The sequence below is a fragment of the Pseudomonas sp. LBUM1662 genome (assembly GCF_059695915.1).
This window is the reverse complement of sequence record NZ_CP166793.1, coordinates 2,321,197-2,340,179: the sequence shown is the minus strand read 5'-3', so window position 1 is coordinate 2,340,179 and position 18,983 is coordinate 2,321,197. Positions and strand designations below refer to the sequence as shown.

At 58.9% G+C, this 18,983-nt stretch carries 14 protein-coding genes; 6 read left to right on the top strand and 8 right to left on the bottom strand.

The window, feature by feature from the left end; genetic code table 11:
- Positions 1–86: 86 nt before the first annotated feature.
- The 5 genes from ACA049_RS10575 to ACA049_RS10555 form a co-directional block, all read right to left on the bottom strand.
- Complete coding sequence (locus ACA049_RS10575; RefSeq protein WP_497335213.1) at positions 87–2,888, bottom strand: ATP-binding protein; 2,802 nt, start codon at positions 2,886–2,888, stop codon at positions 87–89.
- Positions 2,889–3,515 (bottom strand): response regulator, encoded by a 627-nt coding sequence (locus ACA049_RS10570; RefSeq protein ID WP_497335211.1) that lies wholly within the window; start codon positions 3,513–3,515, stop codon positions 2,889–2,891.
- A gap of 128 nt (positions 3,516–3,643) precedes the next feature.
- Positions 3,644–4,717: an EAL domain-containing response regulator gene (locus ACA049_RS10565; protein WP_497335209.1), complete on the bottom strand. Its 1,074-nt coding sequence runs from the start codon at positions 4,715–4,717 to the stop codon at positions 3,644–3,646.
- 402 nt (positions 4,718–5,119) lie between these two features.
- On the bottom strand, positions 5,120–5,353 hold the full coding sequence (locus ACA049_RS10560) for an Arc family DNA-binding protein (RefSeq protein ID WP_497335207.1): 234 nt from the start codon (positions 5,351–5,353) through the stop codon (positions 5,120–5,122).
- Between the two features lie 144 nt (positions 5,354–5,497).
- A complete protein-coding gene (locus tag ACA049_RS10555; protein ID WP_094468157.1) occupies positions 5,498–6,367 on the bottom strand; it encodes a LysR substrate-binding domain-containing protein in 870 nt (289 codons plus the stop codon).
- 96 nt (positions 6,368–6,463) lie between these two features.
- Here ACA049_RS10555 and ACA049_RS10550 point away from each other — a divergent pair, with 96 nt between their 5' ends.
- Complete coding sequence (locus tag ACA049_RS10550; protein WP_497335205.1) at positions 6,464–7,372, top strand: DMT family transporter; 909 nt, start codon at positions 6,464–6,466, stop codon at positions 7,370–7,372.
- Positions 7,373–7,734: 362 nt separating this feature from the next.
- Here ACA049_RS10550 and ACA049_RS10545 read toward each other — a convergent pair whose 3' ends face one another.
- The gene (locus ACA049_RS10545) at positions 7,735–8,448 is read right to left on the bottom strand and encodes a FadR/GntR family transcriptional regulator (protein ID WP_497335203.1); all 714 of its coding nucleotides are present in this window, start codon (positions 8,446–8,448) and stop codon (positions 7,735–7,737) included.
- Between the two features lie 282 nt (positions 8,449–8,730).
- On the opposite strand from ACA049_RS10545, the gene ACA049_RS10540 reads away from it, so the two are divergent.
- Both ACA049_RS10540 and gudD read left to right on the top strand, forming a co-directional pair.
- Positions 8,731–10,077: an MFS transporter gene (locus tag ACA049_RS10540; protein WP_497335201.1), complete on the top strand. Its 1,347-nt coding sequence runs from the start codon at positions 8,731–8,733 to the stop codon at positions 10,075–10,077.
- 24 nt (positions 10,078–10,101) lie between these two features.
- Positions 10,102–11,445 (top strand): glucarate dehydratase, encoded by a 1,344-nt coding sequence (gene gudD / locus ACA049_RS10535; protein ID WP_497335198.1) that lies wholly within the window; start codon positions 10,102–10,104, stop codon positions 11,443–11,445.
- 127 nt (positions 11,446–11,572) lie between these two features.
- Here gudD and ACA049_RS10530 read toward each other — a convergent pair whose 3' ends face one another.
- Complete coding sequence (locus ACA049_RS10530; protein WP_497335196.1) at positions 11,573–12,451, bottom strand: LysR family transcriptional regulator; 879 nt, start codon at positions 12,449–12,451, stop codon at positions 11,573–11,575.
- Positions 12,452–12,611: 160 nt separating this feature from the next.
- On the opposite strand from ACA049_RS10530, the gene ampC reads away from it, so the two are divergent.
- Entirely contained in the window at positions 12,612–13,778 is a 1,167-nt protein-coding gene (ampC, locus tag ACA049_RS10525; RefSeq protein WP_497335194.1) for a class C beta-lactamase, read from the top strand.
- A gap of 120 nt (positions 13,779–13,898) precedes the next feature.
- Here ampC and ACA049_RS10520 read toward each other — a convergent pair whose 3' ends face one another.
- Positions 13,899–14,276 carry a DUF6124 family protein gene (locus ACA049_RS10520; RefSeq protein ID WP_497335192.1) on the bottom strand — a complete coding sequence of 126 codons (378 nt, stop codon included), beginning with the start codon at positions 14,274–14,276 and terminating at the stop codon, positions 13,899–13,901.
- Between the two features lie 500 nt (positions 14,277–14,776).
- On the opposite strand from ACA049_RS10520, the gene ACA049_RS10515 reads away from it, so the two are divergent.
- Positions 14,777–15,400 carry a response regulator gene (locus ACA049_RS10515; RefSeq protein ID WP_497335190.1) on the top strand — a complete coding sequence of 208 codons (624 nt, stop codon included), beginning with the start codon at positions 14,777–14,779 and terminating at the stop codon, positions 15,398–15,400.
- A gap of 3 nt (positions 15,401–15,403) precedes the next feature.
- On the top strand, positions 15,404–18,967 hold the full coding sequence (locus tag ACA049_RS10510) for an ATP-binding protein (protein WP_497335188.1): 3,564 nt from the start codon (positions 15,404–15,406) through the stop codon (positions 18,965–18,967).
- The last annotated feature ends 16 nt before the right edge of the window (positions 18,968–18,983 follow it).

Genomic DNA, 18,983 nt, shown 5'->3' with positions numbered 1-18,983 from the left:
CAATCGAAGATGTGAACGCATTGTCGGGACTTGGCCGAGGCGGATCTTTAGGAAATTTCTGCCTGTATGTAGGATTTTTCCGACAATCACTCGGCAACCACAGCCAATTGCTGCTCGTCAGCACACCTGTGCAACTCGAGCGTTTGTGCCAATTGCTCCATGGCTTGCTGCAAGGCGTCGACCGCTTCCGTCAACGATGCAGATTCGCCCCCCATGCAGACCGCTTCCAACTGCTCGCAACAGACGATCAAGCCGTATGCCTTGATGATCCGCGCCCCACCCTTGACCCTGTGCGCCAGATCGGAAAGCCCCGGCAAGTCATGTTCGCCAAACAGCCTGATCAGACGCAACATGTCCTCTTCGTTACTCACGGCCAGATCGCCAAGCAAATGGTCAATGGCGCAGGGATCGCCACAGGTCAGTTGCTGCAGGCTGCTCAGATCGATGGTGTTGCCTGTCTCGAAAAGCGTCCCGCCACGCGGTAATGGCTCGGTGCAGGGTTGTATCGAGGCCAGTCGAGCACTCAAGTCCGCAAGACTGATGGGTTTGAACAGGCAATCGTCCATCCCTTCTGCCATGCACCGCTCCTTTTCCTCCGGCTGGGCATTGGCGGTGAACCCCAGGATCAGGCAAGGCTTGGCGCCAGACGATTTTTCCAGATCGCGAATCGCCCGCGTCAATTCATAGCCGTTCATGACCGGCATGTTGCAATCGGTAATCACCACATCGAAGGAACCGGTGCGCCAGGCACGCAAGCCATGAGCACCGTCTTCGGCGTCACTGACCCCATGACCGAGATAGGTCAGCTGCTGGGACAGCAACAAACGGTTGGCCGGGTAATCGTCGACCACCAGAATATTGAGCACCCACTGCTGGGCCTCCAGCTCGGTCACCGACACCGTGGCCGCGGGCAAGGGTTGCAAGACCAGCAGATCGAGCGAGATATCAACCTGCGTACCTTCGCCCGGCGCACTGCTCAGGTGCAGCTGCCCCTTCATCATTTCACACAGAGTACGGCTGATGGACAACCCAAGCCCCGAACCACCGCGCGCCGACTGGTGATTGGTGCGGGCCTGAGTGAAAGGACTGAACAACTGCGCTTGATCCTGTGCGCAAATACCGATCCCGGAATCCTTGACCTGCACATGAATCATCAGGCGCTCGTCGCAGCTGCCTGGTGCGGCTTGCACGCTCAAGCGCACGCTGCCCTCGTCGGTAAACTTGATGGCGTTGCTCAGCAGATTGGACAGAATCTGCTTGAAGCGCAGCGGATCGATCAACACGTCGCGACTGGCCTGCGGGTCAAAATCCAGCAGCAGGCGCAAGCCTTTTTGCCGGGCCACGCCTTCGAACATGCGCGTCACCGATTCCACCAACTCCCGCAATCCTGCGCGCTCCGGCGCCAGGAAAAGACGCCCGGATTCAATTCGCGCGATATCCAGAATGTCGCCGATCAGGTCCAGCAAGCCACGCGCTGCGCCGGACGCCACCTCGATGGCGAACCGGTCCATGATGCCTTTGTCCGCCTTCTTCATCGCCAGTTCGAGCATGCCGATCACGGCATTCATCGGGGTGCGGATTTCATGGCTCATGGTGGCCAAAAACGTGGTTTTCGCCCGGTTGGCGTCATCGGCACCTATCTTCGCATTCTGCAATTCATCGAACAGACGCTGGCGTTCGCTGATATCGATCCAGCCACCAATCATGCCCTTGACCACGCCATCGCTTGAACGATAAGGCAGGATCCAGTGGTAAACCGTATGGACGACACCGGTTCGCCTTTTCAGGACCCGATCCTGAATCTCCCGGGAGCCCTCATCCATCACCCGCAAGTACTCTTCATGAATGGCCGCGGTGTCGGCATAAAAGAGCTGCGGGCTGTCGGTGATTTTCTTGCCGATCAACTTCTCGAGACTGGCCCCCACCACGTCAAGGTAGACCGAGTTGCAACTCACCAGCCGCCCTTCGCGGTCACGGACATAGATCGGGTGCGGGGTGCCATCGATCATGGCGCGCATGAATTCCATCTGGTCGTTGAGCGCCAGCTCGGCCTTTTCGCGGGTCACAATCAATCGACGCAGGTAAATGATCCAGCCCACGGCCGCGAGCAATAACAGCCCGAAGATCATGAAACCCGGAACGATCACCGACCGGCGGTGCAGCCAGATGCCCTCATCCACGACCGCGTCGTCGTGCCATTGCCCGGTCAATGCCTGCAATTCTTGCGGGGGAATGTGTTGCAGGGCTTTATCCAGAATCGACAGCAGCTCCACGGCTTTGCGGTCGGTGGCGAAACCCACCTTGACCGACAGCAAACCGAAGGTACTGGCCATGGCCTCCCGCGCTCCCGGGCTGCCCGGCTCGACCTTGTTCATCAGCACATTCGGGTCGGTCAGGTAAGCGCGGGTCACCCGCAGCTCGGCGTCCTTTTCAGCGCTGGCGTTGAAGGCCGCGATCAGATCGGCGTCGCCCTGCTTGATCTGCCGGATCAGTTCGTCCATTGAATGACCGCGCACCACATCGAACTTCAATCCGGTGCGCTGACTGATTTTAGTGAGCACTTCGGCGCTGATTCCCCGGTACACACCCCACGGGTCGAAGAAAGACACGGGGACGAGGCTATCGTTGACGGCCACTCTCAATCGAGGGTGTTTGGCCAGCCAACGTTGTTCGGCCGCACTGAGACCCAGCGCGGAAATGTCCGGTTGCCGTGGCCTTGAGGTGCGTAGCCAGTGCACGTCCGATTCCTGCGAACCAACGATGAAGCTTTCATCACTTGAGTGAATGGACAGTTTCAAGGTTTGCGCACCGCCATGGGCCGACGAAATACTTCCCAACTGGCCGAACACAAACACCGCAAGCAGGTAGTTACGCAGAGGCATTCTCATTCAGATCAAGTTATTCCGCTTGGCAAAGTCGGCCAGATAGACCACCGACTTGACATTAAGCTTTTCGATCAAACGGGTTTTATACGTACTGACGGTCTTGTTGCTTAATAACATTGCATCGCCGATTTCCTTGTTGCTCAAGCCACGTGCAAGTTGCTGCAAGATCATGAGTTCACGATCGGACAAACACCGGATCATATCCAGTTCGGTCGCATCGATATCATTCCGGCGTACGGAATTACCTGACAGATTGGGAAAAAAGGTATAGCCCGCCATAAGCGCCTTGATCGCTTTGCTCAGTTCGCCCAATTCGTCGGTTTTTGAAATATAACCAGCCGCACCGGCCTTCATACAGCGCATGGCATAAAAGGCCGGCGATTGGGAAGTCAATATCAGTACCTTGCACGGAAGTTTCAGCGCAACAATCCGACTGATGACTTCCAGGCCGTCCAGCTTCGGCATGGCGATATCCAGAACGATCAGCGACGGGACATGCTGGCGAGCCAGTTGCACCGCGTCCGCACCATTATCAGCCTCGACGATCAGCCCGAACTCCTCTCTCTGTAGCAGAATTTTCACCGTTGCCCGAATGAATGGATGATCGTCCACAACCAACGCTTTATGCATTTGAACCTCGCTGTAATACGCACCGGACACAACCGATGACGGAAAGGTCATGCATCACAAGATAACGGAACCTATAACCGTACAAAGAAGCACTCACCTCTACATCACTCGCCAGTCGACGACCGTTATTATTCTTTTCGTATTTCCCGGTTCTGCAGCCATTGCATGAGCCGGCTCGAATCCATCGGCGGCGCCAAATGAAAACCCTGACCTAATGAACAGCCGATTTCGACCACTGCATCTCGAATCACCTCGCTGCTCACCCCCTCGATGACCAGGCTCATGTCAAGGGACCGCGAAAGTGCCAGGGCACTGGTGATCATTGGCCGGGTGCGCGAGTCAGAAATGTCCTGGACAAGCTGGCCGGCGAGCTTCAATTGGTTGAAAGGTGACTGACAGAGCAGCTTCAGCGAGGAAAACCCCAGGCCGAATCCATCGATTGAAAGAGCGCATCCCATGGCACGCAGGCGCAGCAAGTTATCCTGGGCAACCTGGGGGGCGCCGAGCAGACCGTTTTCCGCCACTTCGAACAACAAGGTCGATCCGGGGAAATCGTGGCACTTCAAGCGCCCCAGAATATGGTCGGTCAGGTCATTGCGGGTCAGTTGCGAAGCGTGAAGATTGAAGCCGAATTGCAGACTGAGACCACGATCGCGCAGGGCAAGCAACAGACTCATCCCCTGCTCCAGCATTTGCTTGAACATCTCATCAATGAGGTCATACGCCAGCACCGCGGCCAGGAAGTCTTTGGGCAGCAACAGCCCCCTGACAGGATGTTCCCAACGCGCCAGCGCCTCAACCCCCACCACCGCACCACTGGTCATCTCGAACTTGGGCTGGAACCAGGCTTTGAAATCACCCGACGCCAGGCCCTGACGGACTTCCTCTTCACTGGGCAGCTTGTGCAACGGTGAAGATTCAACGGCAGACGCATGGCGGCGGTGCCGGTAGCGATGCAACACACCCTGCAATGAACCGGGCTGCATCGGGTTGCTCAACTCCCCGAGCAACTGCAATTTCGAAAAACAGGTCATCTGCCCCACGGCCCGACGCATTTCCGGCCGTACCTCGCTGCTCAGCGCGACAGCGCGAACCATGCGGTTCTGGCCGACGGTGTGCAAAAACCCCAGGCAGTTGAGGGCCGTGTTACGCAGGTCGCAGAGCACAATGTCCACGCCCCCGGGTCGATTGATCTTCGTCATAGCCCGTTCGGTACTATCCGCTTGCAAGATATCGATGACTCCCAAGTGTTTCAAAGCGTTGACCAAAACACCGCGCTGAATCGATTTATCTTCTAATACAAGAACGCTAAGTGAGTCCATCTTCACTAGTTGCTCTACCAAAACTGAAGACAGAATTGTGGCAACGTCCTACTGCTCCAGACGAAGGATTCATCCTTCTGCCTTGTAGGAAATTTCCTAGCAGGGCCGGTAGTCTATTTAGTACGACTTTGATTTTCCAGCGTCTGCCGGAAACATCGACGGCCAGTTTTGGATCCAGTTCGAGTAGTCGTTTAGAACGGATCAGACTGACAAACGCTGTTCTTTTCACGCTTCGACATGAAGGATTGCAACGCGAAAGACTCAGCCTGGAAAAAAGTGGAGTCATCCGTCCAAAGCCGTCCTGGCGCCTGTACTGACTGTCGAGTGTTCCAATGCAAGTACTTCGCGAATCAACAAGAACCTGATTTCATCATCAAGTTCACTCATGGATATATCCGCTAATGCACGTTCCATTCGAGCGATAATCTCGCCGTTCAAACTTCGCCTGTTTGCCTTGGCGGCGCGTTTTAGTTTTTGACGTAAACCGTCAGGTAGCCGAAGTACAAATGTCGTCATTACCGAATCCAGAGAGCAAAAAGTGTCCGATAGTCTGGCGCCCTCTTGCTTGAATTTTATGTAGGACGGTTCTCGCTCAAGCTCGAGAAATTTCCTACAGGTGACGCCTCTCCATCAGCGACGGATAACCCGATCAACTTCCGCCTACCCCGGCAAAAACTCCTCACGCAACATCGCCACAAACGCTTCTCGCGCCGGGTGAACCCCGGCGTTTTCGTGCCAGTAAAACAGGTTGTCGATGGCCGTCAGCTCAGGGAACTCAAACCCCGCGCACCCCGCCCCTTTGGCGTACTGGTCAAACACCCCTTTGGGCACCAGCGCGACCCCGGCCCCGGCACTGACACACCCGACAATCGCCCCATAACTGGCCAGGCTGACAATCGGCAGCGCCTGCCCTTGCCGCAACAGCCAATGCTCCAATGCGGCCCGATAAGGGCAGCCTTGTGGCCACATGAACACGGTCTTGTCCTGCAAATCGGCGATATCACGCACCGGCCCCAGGGAGGTCGAGGCGATCAGCAGCAGTTCTTCGCGGTACATCGGCGTGCGCTTGAGTTGCGATCGCTCGACATCCACCGCGACGATTGCACCGTCGAGCCGATGATTGAGGGTGTCATCGAGCAGTTGGCTCCAGGTGCCGGTGGTCAGCTCCAGCGCGACGCCGGGATAACGCTTGTGAAACTTGGCCAGCAGGCGCGGCAGGCGACCGGTGGCCGAGGACTCGATGGCGCCGATACGCAGCGGGCCGGAAGGTTCGGCCGAGGGGTCCACCGCACGTTTAGCTTCGACGGTCAGCGCCAGAATCTTCGAGGCGTAAGACAGAAACGTCTGCCCCGCCGGGCTGATGCGCAAGCCTCGGCCCTCGCGCAGAAACAGCGCCACGCCCAACTCCGCTTCCAGCGACTTGATGCGTGCCGTGATGTTCGACGGCACGCAATGCAGCAGCTCCGCCGCCCGGGCGATGCTGCCGACCTCGGCCACGGTCTTGAACATGCGAATCTGCGCCAATTCCATACATCACCTAAAGTGAACAGTTGCCGCAGTATAAGTCAGTTGTGGCGAATGGTCAGGCTTCCGATACTCGGCGCATCAACCCTCCGGTGATCGACCATGAAGCCCTCTTCGCACACCCTCAAAATCCTCCTGGCCATGGCGTTTGTCGTCGCCTGCTGGGGTTACTCACCGACCGGCATCCACCTCGGTTTGCAGGCCTATGACCCCGGCCACTTGGCGCTGCTGCGCTTTCTGATTGCGTCGGTGTTCATGGCCGTCGTCGCCGCGTGCAAAGGCATCAGCTTGCCGAAGCTTCGCGATCTGCCGCTGCTGTTCGCCCTGGGTTTCTTTGCCGTGAGTCTGCACCACGTCGCCCTGAATATCGGCCAGCAAAGCGTCAGCGCCGGCGCCTCCAGTGTGTTGGCGCAATCGACGCCGTTGTTCAGCACCTTGCTGGCGCGGTTCGTGTTCAAGGACCGGGTCAGCGCCTGGCGCTGGGCGTGTGTGTTGTTGGGATTGATCGGCGTGGTGATTGTGGTGGCGGGCGATCGTGGGCTGGGCAGCCTTGATGCGCACGGGTTGCTGATCTTGCTGGCGGCCGTGTCATGGAGTTTTTACTTCGCGTTGCAGAAGCATCATTCCGGGCGCTACGACGGGTTGACGCTGGTTTGTTATACCGTCTGGTCGGGCACGGCGCTGTTGCTGATTTACCTGCCGGGGTTGGCCGGCAAGGTCGTCAGCGCGCCGATTCACGTGCAATGGGCAGTGATTGCATTGGGCGTGTTCCCCAGCGCCCTCGCCTACCTCGCCTGGGCGTTTGTGCTGGCGCACATCGACCTGAGTCGCGCGACCATGACGCTGTACCTGATTCCGCCGACAGCCATGGCCATTGCGGCGTTTGCCCTGGGTGAGCAGCCGACGTTAATGGTCGGGGCCGGTGCAATGGTGGTACTGATCAGTGTGCTGGCGTTGAATCTGGAGCGGCGCCCCATCGTCATCGCGTCCAGTCTGCCCGGTCAGCGCTGACGGTTTTATAAAAAACCCGGCACATTGGCCGGGTTCTGTTTATCGCCTGTCATCGGATAAAGGGGTTGGCTCATCCGCTGGCGGTACGTCCTCGTCGGCGGCCGGGTCCTTCCAGTCTTCAGGTCGATCAGTGTCTGCGGCAGCCGGGTCCAGTGAAGGGTCCCTGCCAGGTGGAGCATTTTGATCCTGCATCGGCTCGTCGGTGCCGGGCATGGGTCTGGTTGGGTCTGTATTAGTTGTTCCATCCGGGAACATTGAGTCGTTAGCCATGACGCACCTCACTGATGAGGTCCAGCAAATCTGGGCCGTACTTGTTGGAAGCAGGCGCGAGAATGGCGTGCTATCGAGTAGACAAACGGTTGTCAGGCGCCGGCCGAAAACCGGTCACGGCTGTTGGTCAGGTGCAGCCACATGGCGGCGCGCGCAGCGTCCGGGTCTTGTCGTTTGATCGCGTTGAGAATCGCCTCGTGTTCGAGGTTGGCCAGTTGCCCGAGCTTGCTCAAGTCCGCCGCGCCACGCTCGGCGGCGTTGACCCGGGTTCGCGGAATCATGGCGCTGCCCAGGTGCTGCATGATTTCGGTGAAGCACACGTTGCCGGTGGCTTCGGCGATCAGCAGGTGAAAGCGCTTGTCGGCCTCGACGCAGCTGTCGTTGTTGGCGAGCAGGCTTTGATAATCATCGAGCGCTTCGCGCATCTGCAGCAACTGCTGCTCAGTGCGACGGCTCGCCGCCAGCGCGGCGGCCTGGGTTTCCAGGCCCATGCGCAACTCCAGAATGCTGCGCACCCCCAGCGCGGTATCGACATTCAATCGCAGCCCCTGCTCGGGTGCGCGCTCCAGCACAAAAGTGCCGATGCCGTGACGGGTTTCCACCAGACCTGAAGCCTGCAATTTCGAGATCGCCTCACGCACCACCGTACGACTGACCCCGTGTTCCTGAACAATCGTGTTCTCCGACGGCAGCTTGTCTCCCGGCAACATCTGCCCGAGCAAGATGCTCTGGCTCAGCTTGGCCACCAGGTCATGGGCCAGGTTGTGGGTGCGCTTGCGCGCGGGCGCGTCGAGGTCTTCTTGCATGGCGATCATCCGGAAGCAGGGTTATCGGAATCGTAGCACTGCACTCGGCTGGAATCCCCAAGAAAACCACCTTCCACTTGTATGACAACATTCAACAAATGGTCGTAAATGACCTTCATAAAGAAACCAAAAACTCACAAAAAGCATAAGAAACCGCCACGAAAGCGCCATTTATCTGGATAAGAACGCTTGCAGAACAAAAAAACCTAGTTGTATGATGTCTATCAACGCAGCAACATCCAGCTACACCCCGCATAAAAATAATCAGTGGGAGAAAACCAAGTGAATACATCCGTATCCGGGATGCACGAAGGCGCCAATTCGGTCCTGAAGTCCGCCATCTCGAAAGTGAAACGCCATGTCCTGCCGCTGTTCGTCATCATGTTCATCGTCAACTACATTGACCGCGTGAACATCGGCTTCGTCCGCGCCCACATGGAGCAGGACCTGGGCATCGGCGCTGCCGCCTACGGCCTCGGTGCCGGCCTGTTCTTCATCGGTTACGCGCTGTTCGAAGTCCCTTCCAACATGCTTCTGCAAAAAGTCGGCGCCCGCATCTGGCTGACCCGCATCATGCTGACCTGGGGCCTGGTCGCCGCCGGCATGGCTTTCATCCAGAACGAAACCCACTTCTACATCCTGCGATTCCTGCTGGGCGTGGCGGAAGCGGGGTTCTTTCCCGGGGTGATTTATTACTTCACGCGCTGGCTGCCGGGTGTTGAACGCGGCAAGGCGATTGCCATTTTCCTCAGCGGTTCGGCCATCGCTTCGCTGATCTCCGGCCCGCTGTCCGGATTGCTGTTGCAGATCAGCGGATTCGGCATGCACGGCTGGCAATGGATGTATTTCATCGAGGGGATGTTTTCAGTCGGGCTGTGCGTATTCGTGTGGTTCTGGCTGGACTCCAAACCCCACGACGCCAAATGGCTGACCCGAGCCGAGCAAGACGCGCTGGTCAAAGCCATCGATGACGAACAACTGGCCCGCGAAGCGGCGACACCAATCAAGCCGTCGCTGGGCACGCTGCTCAAGGATCGCCAGATCATCCTGTTCTGCCTGATCTACTTTTTCATCCAGCTGACCATTTATGCCGCGACCTTCTGGCTGCCGAGCATCATCAAAAAAATGGGCGACCTCAGCGACATTCAGGTCGGGTTGTTCAACTCGATCCCGTGGTTGCTGTCGATCGTCGGCATGTACGCGTTCGCTTCGTTGTCAGCCAAATGGAAACACCAGCAAGCCTGGGTCGCCGCTGCCCTGCTGATCGCGGCAGCCGGGATGTTCATGTCCACCACCGGCGGGCCAATCTTTGCCTTCGTGGCGATCTGCTTCGCGGCGCTGGGTTTCAAGTCTGCGTCGTCGCTGTTCTGGCCGATCCCTCAGGCTTATCTGGATGCTCGGATTGCGGCGGGTGTGATCGCGTTGATCAACTCGGTGGGCAACCTCGGCGGCTTCGTTGCGCCGACCACGTTCGGCCTGCTCGAAGAACACACCGGCTCCATTCAGGGCGGGCTGTATGGCCTGGCCGCGACGTCGATCATCGCCGCGATCATCGTCTTCGCCGCACGCAACACACCGAAAACCGCACCTGCCGTTGCCCTGGGCAAACCAGCGCCCAATCACGCCTGAATCTCTGTTTTGAAGGACACAATAATGAACCCACAAGACACCGCCAAAGCCCCGATCATCACCAGCATGCAAGTGGTGCCGGTGGCCGGTCATGACGGCATGCTGCTCAATCTGAGCGGCGCCCACGGCCCGTTTTTCACCCGCAACATCGTGATCCTCCAGGACAACGCCGGGCACACCGGCGTCGGTGAAGTACCCGGCGGCGAGCGCATTCGCCAGACGCTGGAAGATGCACGTTCGTTGGTGGTTGGCAGCCCGATCGGCACCTGGCAGAAGATCCTTAATCAAGTGCGCCAGACCTTCGCTGATCGCGATGCCGGTGGTCGAGGTTTGCAGACCTTCGACCTGCGCATCACCATCCACGCAGTCACGGGCCTGGAAGCCGCCCTCCTCGACTTGCTCGGCCAGCATCTGGACGTGCCGGTCGCCGCCCTGCTCGGCGAGGGTCAGCAGCGCGACGAAGTGAAGATGCTCGGTTATCTGTTTTATGTCGGTGACCGCAACGAAACCGATCTGGCCTATCGCAGCGAACCGGACGCCGACAACGACTGGTTCCGCGTGCGTCACGAGAAAGCCATGACCGCCGACGCCGTGGTGCGCCTGGCCGAGGCCGCGCACGCTCGCTACGGCTTCAAGGACTTCAAGCTCAAGGGCGGCGTGCTCAGCGGCGACGAGGAAATCGAAGCCGTCACCGCGCTGGCCGAACGTTTCCCGGACGCACGTATCACCCTCGATCCGAACGGTGCGTGGTCACTCAAGGAAGCCATCCGCCTGTGCCGCGATCAGCATCGCGTGCTCGCTTACGCCGAGGATCCGTGCGGGGCGGAAAACGGCTACTCGGGTCGTGAAGTCATGGCTGAGTTCCGCCGTGCCACAGGCCTGAAAACCGCGACCAACATGATCGCCACCGACTGGCGGGAAATGGGCCACGCGATCCAGCTGCAATCGGTGGACATTCCGCTGGCCGACCCGCACTTCTGGACCATGCAGGGCTCGGTTCGCGTGGCGCAGATGTGCCACGAATGGGGCCTGACCTGGGGCTCGCACTCCAACAACCACTTCGATATTTCCCTGGCGATGTTCACCCATGTCGCAGCGGCGGCGCCGGGTGAAATCACCGCCATCGACACGCATTGGATCTGGCAGGACGGACAGCGCCTGACCAAGGCTCCGCTGCAGATCGTCGGTGGTTGCGTGCAGGTGCCGCAGAAACCGGGGCTGGGGGTTGAGCTGGATCTGGATCAGCTGGCCAAGGCCCATGAGTTGTACAAAGGCATGGGACTGGGCGCGCGGGATGACAGCGTGGCGATGCAGTTTCTGATTCCGGGCTGGAAGTTCGATAACAAGCGCCCGTGCCTGGTGCGCTAAACCTCGCAACCACCTCATTCCCTGTGGGAGCGGGCTTGCTCGCGAAGGCGTCCGTACAGTCGGCATTGATGTTGAATGTTATGGCCCCTTCGCGAGCAAGCCCGCTCCCACAGGATTTGCATTCACTTCAGTTCATCTTGGCCGCTTGCAACAGCCACTCCTTGAACATCGTCATCGCCGATGTTTCGGGGCGCGACTGCAAGCGGGTCAGCCAATAACTGCCGGTGGTGATGCCGATGTCGAACGGTTGCTCGATTGCCCCCGCCGTCAGTTGCCGGGCAAACATCAGCGGTGGCGCCAAGGCGATGCCGGCGCCCTGTAGCGCGGCCTCCATCATGGCCAGCGAGGAGTCGAAGACGATGCTCTTGGGCGCTGGCGTATTGGTCGGCAACCCGGCGGCCAGGAACCACTCGGGCCACTCGTCTGTGCGGTAGGAACGCAGCAGCGTCTGCTTGAGCAAATCGGCGGGCTCTTGCAATTGCCCGGCTATTTCTGGAACGCAAAGCACCGACAACGGCGCCTCGATCAGTTTTAACGCTTCGATCCCGTGCCAGGCGCCAGCGCCAAACCGGATCGCGTAATCCAGGCCTTCGGCGGCCACATCCACCCGGTTGTTGTTGGTCGACAGGCGCAAATCTATGAACGGATGTTTCGACTGGAAGTCCGCCAGGCGCGGCAACAGCCAACCCACCGCAAACGTCCCCACGGCGCCGACGGTCAAGACTTCACGAAAATGCCCGCCCTCGAAACGCTCAAGGGTTTCAGCAATTCGGTCGAAGGACTCGCGCAACACCGGCAGCAAGGTTTCGCCTTCACTGGTCAGCATCAAGCCGCGGGGCAAGCGTTTGAACAATGTCACGTTAAGCTGGGCTTCAAGGCTTTTGACTTGATGACTGACCGCTGCCGGCGTGACGAACAGCTCCACCGCCGCCCGAGTGAAGCTCAAATGGCGCGCGGAAGCCTCGAAGGCGCGCAGCGCATTCAGCGGCAGATGAGGACGAATCATGTCCACTCCCAAATTTTTCTAATGGCTAACCCGAAATATCGTCGATTGTCGATTGTCACCCGCGCGCCTAGATTGGGCGCGCCCGTTAGCCGTCCGGTTTTGAATCCGTTCGGAGTGTAGCGGTTAAAGTAATGGCAACTCATGGAGAGTGGTTCCAATCATGTACAAATTTCATCTGCCAAGACTGGCGTCCTTCAGCGCTTTCGCCCTGCTGCTCGGTGCAAGTCACTGTATGGCCACGACAAAATCCGACGATCAACTCGACGCGCTGGTGAAAGCCGCCATCGGGCCGGTCATGCAGCAACAGAATATTCCCGGTGTCGCAGTCGCGATCACCTTGAACGGTCAGCAGCATTACTTTAATTACGGCGTGGCCTCGAAAGAGGACGGCAAACCGGTCAACCAAGACACCCTGTTCGAAATCGGCTCGGTGAGTAAAACCTTTGCAACCACGCTGACCGCCTACGCCCAGGCCAGCGGCAAATTGTCCTTGTCTGACCGGGCCAGCCAGGTTTGGCCGGCGTTGCGAGGCAGCGCGTTCGACAGCATCAGCGTGTTGCAACTTGCCACTTACACCGCTGGCGGGCTGCCGCTGCAATTCCCTGACGAGTCCGACCGTTCAGACAAAATGCTGGCTTACTTCAAACAGTGGAAACCGGTATATACCGCGGGCTCCCACCGTCAGTACTCGAATCCCAGCCTTGGGCTGTCCGGTTATCTGGCGGCAAAAAGCATGGGCCAGCCATTCGATGAGTTGATGGAAAAAACCCTGCTGCCCAAACTCGGCCTCAAGCACACCTACCTCAAGGTGCCACAGGATCAAATGGGGCTTTATGCCCAGGGTTATGGCAAGGATGGCAAACCGGTGCGGGTGAGCCCGGGCGCGCTGGATTCGGAGGCGTACGGCGTAAAAACCAGCGCGGCGGATTTGCTTCGCTACGTTGAAGCGAACCTGAAACCGGCGACGCTTGAGAAGCCGTTGCAGCAAGCGATCGCCCTCACTCACAGCGGTTTCTACACCGTGGGCGAGATGACGCAGGGCTTGGGTTGGGAGCACTACCCCTATCCGGTCAGCCTCGATACGTTGCTGAGTGGCAACTCAACGGAGATGGCGATGCAGGCGCACAAAGTCCAGTGGCTGAACCCGCCGCAACCTGCGCAAGACGCAGCATGGTTCAACAAGACCGGGTCGACGGGTGGATTCGGCGCTTATGTCGCGTTCGTGCCGTCTAAAGACATCGGCATCGTGATTCTGGCGAACAAGAATTACCCGAATTCTGAGCGAATCAAGCTGGCTCACAACCTATTGACCGCCCTGACGGAATAACCCGGAGCAACACAGCCCCCTGTAGCAGCTGTCGAGCCTGCGAGGCAGCTGCTACAAATATCGTTCGGCAATAAAAATGGGCGACCTTTTGAGGTCGCCCATTTTTGTTATTGCATCAGCTCAATGCCGGGTCGGCGTTGGAGCCTCAGGCGCATCGTTGCGCGGATCAAGATTGTCCCGAGCCTGATTCACCAACAACTCCGCAATCCCCGCCAACTGCTGAATCGCGCCCAGCATCGCGCGGTTCGAGCCATCGAGCTTGAAGGCAAAATTCACGATCACGGCATTCAGGGAAGCGAGGGTTTCGCTGGCCTGACGCAAGAGCGTGATGGTGTCGACGCCCGGGGCAACAGACAAGATCTGGTTGATCGGAACAGAACGCCTGGGCTTGCGCGCGCGAATGCTGGTGTCTTGTCCGGTCGTTTCGCCCAGCCGAACGAGCTTCAGGTGACTGGCATCGGTTGGGCGTTGCGGATCATTTTTGCCGAACTTCTTCATAGACGAGGCTCCTTTCTGGCCATTTGGTTTTTTCGTCCCTGGATCCCTCAGTGTTGCGGATTCCCACGTCCGACCGCGATGGTTGCGGTGGATGACGAAGGCTAGCGATGCGCTCTGACAGAAACCAGTTCATGAAGTCCGACAGGACTTGAAGGAAATTTCCGAGACCAATGAAATCAATAAAAAACCACGCAGAACCCACGCTTTTTTGTAGCAGCTGCCGAGCAGCGCGAGGCTGCGTTCGGCTGCGCAGCAGTCGTAAATCCTGCGCACGCGGTTTACCTGATAGACCGCAGTGCCTGATTTCACGACTGCTGCGCAGCCGAACGCAGCCTCGCGCTACTCGGCAGCTGCTACGACCATTGGCCCCATGAGATTACATCCCCTCACCAAACCAAGTAGCATCGCCCTCTTTTTTCTCCCACCCCACCACGCATCAGCCCCTGCACGCTGCTTTCCAGCGCCGGGACTATGCTGAATCAGGGCATGAGGGCTGACCTATGAAAGTGCTGTTGGTCGATGATCACGCGGTGGTGCGCATGGCGATCGGGATGATTCTGGCCCGTGAGGGCCATGAGATTGTCGGCGAGTGCGACAACGGTGTGGACGCCCTCAGCAAGGCGTTTGAACTCAAGCCGGACGCCATTGTGCTCGACCTCGACATCCCGCAACTCGACGGCATGGCGGTCATTGACCGGTTGCGCATCGGCGGCAGCCCGGCGCATGTGCTGGTGCACACTGGGTTGAAAAGTCAGGCTTACGCCGCGCAATGCCTGCGTGCCGGTGCGTCGGGCTTTTTATCGAAAATTGATGATCCGGCAGAAATCGCCGCCGCGCTCAAAGCCGTGGCCAGCGGCAGGTCGTGGTTTCCCGTCAGTACGTTCGATTCGGTGCGCAAAAGCGATTTTGCCCGCAACGATGCGCAACTGCTCAGCGCCATCACCCGCCGTGAACTCAAGGTGCTGCATGGCCTGGCGCTGGGCAAAAGCAACAAGGAAATTGCCGACGACATGCTGCTCAGCAACAAAACCGTCAGCACCTACAAAACCCGCCTGATGCAAAAACTCAACGTCTCGACGCTGCTGCAACTGATCGAATTCGCCAAACGCAATGACCTGGTCTGACTCATGACCGCGATCCGTCGGGTGCTGCTGGGTGTGTTGATGCTCCTGTCATCTCACGCCGCCGCGGAACCGCTGTCACTGCTCAGCCGCGCTGCGGATAGCAGCATCGTGATCACGCTCACGGCTGCGCAGCGCCAATGGCTCGATCACAAAGCTGCGCTGCGGGTCGGCGTGTACCTGCCGGACCGGCCGCCGCTGGACATTACCGCCAATCAAAAGGACTACGAAGGTCTCTCCGCCGATTACCTCGATGTGCTGGCCCGTGGATTGGGCGTGCGCTTGCAGGTCAATCGTTATGCCAGCCAGGACCAAGCCCTGGTGGCGCTGCAACACGGTGAAGTCGACCTGGTGCCACGAATCAATCACCTCGAAGCCGTCCACGCCGATCTGCTGCTGAGCGCGCCTTACGCCTACGACCAGGCGGTGTTGATCAGCAAGTTCGGTACGCATTGGCCTGAGGACAAACCACCCGCCGGCACCACGGTGTTGTTCGACCCCGACTGGATTCAACAGGAGCGTGTTGGCGCCCTGTTTCCGCAGTTGCAGGTGGAGTCGGTGCACTCCACGGAACAAGGCCTCGGCCTGGTCGCCTACGGTGAAGACAGGGTGCTGCTGACCGACGCGATTTCCGCGCAGTACCTGGTGGAACGCAGTTATCAGCAAAGCCTGAAGCAGACCATTCAGCGCGACTCCGAGGGCTTGGGCTTCAGCTTTGCGGTGCAGCGCCAGGACAGCCAGTTACGCACGCTGCTCAACAGCGCCCTGGCGAACATTTCGCCTCAGGAGCGCGCCGTGATCGCCCGGCGCTGGGGCATCGGCGCCAATCCAAGGCTGGGTTACAGCCGCCTGCAACTGACCACGGCGGAACAGCAATGGATCAAGGACCATCCACACATCGACGTGCTGGCCAACGACTTGTATTCGCCCTTCAGTTTTTTCAACGCTGAAGGTCAATTACGCGGCATGGCGGCGGATTTGCTGGAACTGATCAACGACCGCACAGGGCTGGTGTTCCGCGCGAACAAAATCACCTCCGTGGACGCCATGGTCAGCCGTGTGCAGCGGGACCCGGTGAGCATCATCGGCGCGCTGACTTACAGTGAACGCCGCGAACCCAACCTGATGTTCTCCCGCCCCTTCGTGGTTAACCCCTTTGTTTTGGTGACGCGTACACAACCCGAACATGCGGGCCTCACCGGCATGAAAGGCCAGCGAGTGGCGATCGTCAAAGGCTCGGCTGCTGCCAACTGGCTGGAGCGCGAGTGGCCGGACATTGAACGGGTGGAAGTCGACGCGCCCATCGAGACGTATGAGTTGCTTGCTGAAGGGCGGGTCGAGGGTGTCATCCAGCCGCAACTGGGCGCCACGTACCTGATCGACCGTTTTTTCCGTGGCCGCCTGCAGATCGATTCGGTGATCGGCTCCCAACCCGCGCTGATCGGTTTTGCCACCGGGCATCAGAACGAAGAGCTGATCTCGATCCTCAACAAAGCCCTGCTCGATATCCGTCCCGAGGAGTTCAGCGACTTGGCCAACCGCTGGCAAAACCCGCAGGAAAGCCAGGGCGGCTGGAACGCCTACAAGAGCTGGTTCTACAAGGCCGTGCTGGGGCTGTTGGTGGTGCTGCTGGCTATCCTGGCGTGGAACTTCGGCTTGCGCCGGCAAATCGCCGAACGCCAGAAAGCACAGAAAGCCCTGAACGACCAATTGGTGTTCATGAAAGTGCTGGTGGACGGCACGCCGCACCCGATTTATGTGCGCGACCGTCAAGGCTTGCTGCTGACCTGCAACCGCGCCTACCTGCAAGTGATGGAAATCGAACTGGAGCAGGTGCAGGGCAAAGGCTTGATCGAAGCGAACATCATCGCCCCCGAAGACGCCTGGAGTTACAAACGCATTCATCGTGCGACCCTCGACAGCGGCGAGCCGTCCTTCGACAACTTCACCATGACGGTTAACGGCAAGACGTATCACATTTACCACTGGGCCCTGCCCTACCGCGATTCCGACGGCACCATGACTGGAGTGATTGGCGGCTGGATCGACCTCACCGAACAACAACATTTGCAGCACGCGCTGCATCAGGCCAAGGACTTGGCGGAAGCGGCCAACCGGGGCAAAAGTCATTTCCTCGCGGTGATGAGCCACGAGATCCGCACACCAATGAGTGCTTTGATCGGCGTGCTGGAACTGCTGCGCGAGCGCTCCGACACGCAACTGATCGACATCGCGCAACAGTCCGCGAGCGGCATGATGGAGCTGATCGGCGAGATTCTCGACCTGTCGAAAATCGAATCCGGCCAGTTCGAATTGCGCAGCGGCACTTGCCACCCGGAGCGACTGGTCAGCACGGTGATCCAGAGTTTCGCCAGCCTTGCGCAGCAGAAAAACGTAGCCCTGGAATTCATCAACCAGGGGCTGGATATCGCGGTGAAAATGGACTCGCTGCGGTTCCGGCAAATCGCGTCCAACCTGATCAGCAACGCAATCAAATTCACCCCGCAGGGTTCGGTGATGGTTCAGTTGATGATCGAACCGGATGAAGACATCGCCCATGTGCGCCTGAGGGTTCAGGACACCGGCATCGGCATGGATGACAAGCAGCGCGAGCGGCTGTTCCAGCCCTATACGCAGTTCGAATCCAGCGACAGTGAATTGCAGATTGGCACCGGCCTGGGCCTGGCGATCTGTCAGCAGTTGACGCAGTTGATGGGCGGGCGACTGGCTTGTGCAAGTGAACCGGGACAAGGCTCGTGCTTCACCCTTGAACTCGACGTCGTCCTGGCGCCCGACGAACCCTTGGCGCCTTTGCTCAGCGTTGAAGACCTGCCACCGCTGCCGGTGCGCAACATCCTGATCGTCGAGGATCACGAGTTCAACCGTGTGGTGCTACAGCATCAACTGGAGTCGTTGGGCATGCGCGTGACGTGCGCCGAAAACGGGCTTGAGGGATTGCGCTTGTGGGATCGGGAGGCCTTCGACTACGTGATCACCGACTGCAATATGCCGCAGATGAACGGCGATCAGATGACCCGCCAACTCAGGGCCGTCGAGGCTCGAAAAGGACGTGCCGCGGCCCACGTGGTCGGGCTGACGGCCAACGCTCAGCCCCAGGAAATCCAGCGCTGCCTGGACGCCGGAATGAACGACTGCCTGTTCAAACCCGTTACCCGGTCGACGCTTGAACGCTATCTTCGGCAGGTCGAACAGGCGCAGCAGGTCGCTGCGCCCTGCTTCGATCTCTCGAAGGTCAGCGATATTACCGCCGGTGATGCGGCCATGACTCGCCAGTTACTGGCCACGGTGTTGCGCACCAACCAGGAAGACTTCGACGCCATGCAAGCGCTGTATGCCGCAGGCGATTACAACGCCATGGGCCGGCGCTGCCACAAGATCCTCGGCAGCGCGCGGATCATCCATGCCGGGCCACTGATCAGCGCTTGCGAGGCGCTGGAACAGGCGTGTGGCGAGCCGGTTCCGGCAGAGGAATTGAGTCGATCACACCAGGCCTTTGTCGAGCAGATGCAACACCTGAAAAACAGCCTCCAAGCGCAGCTCAACAGCTGACTTTTGTAGGACGCAT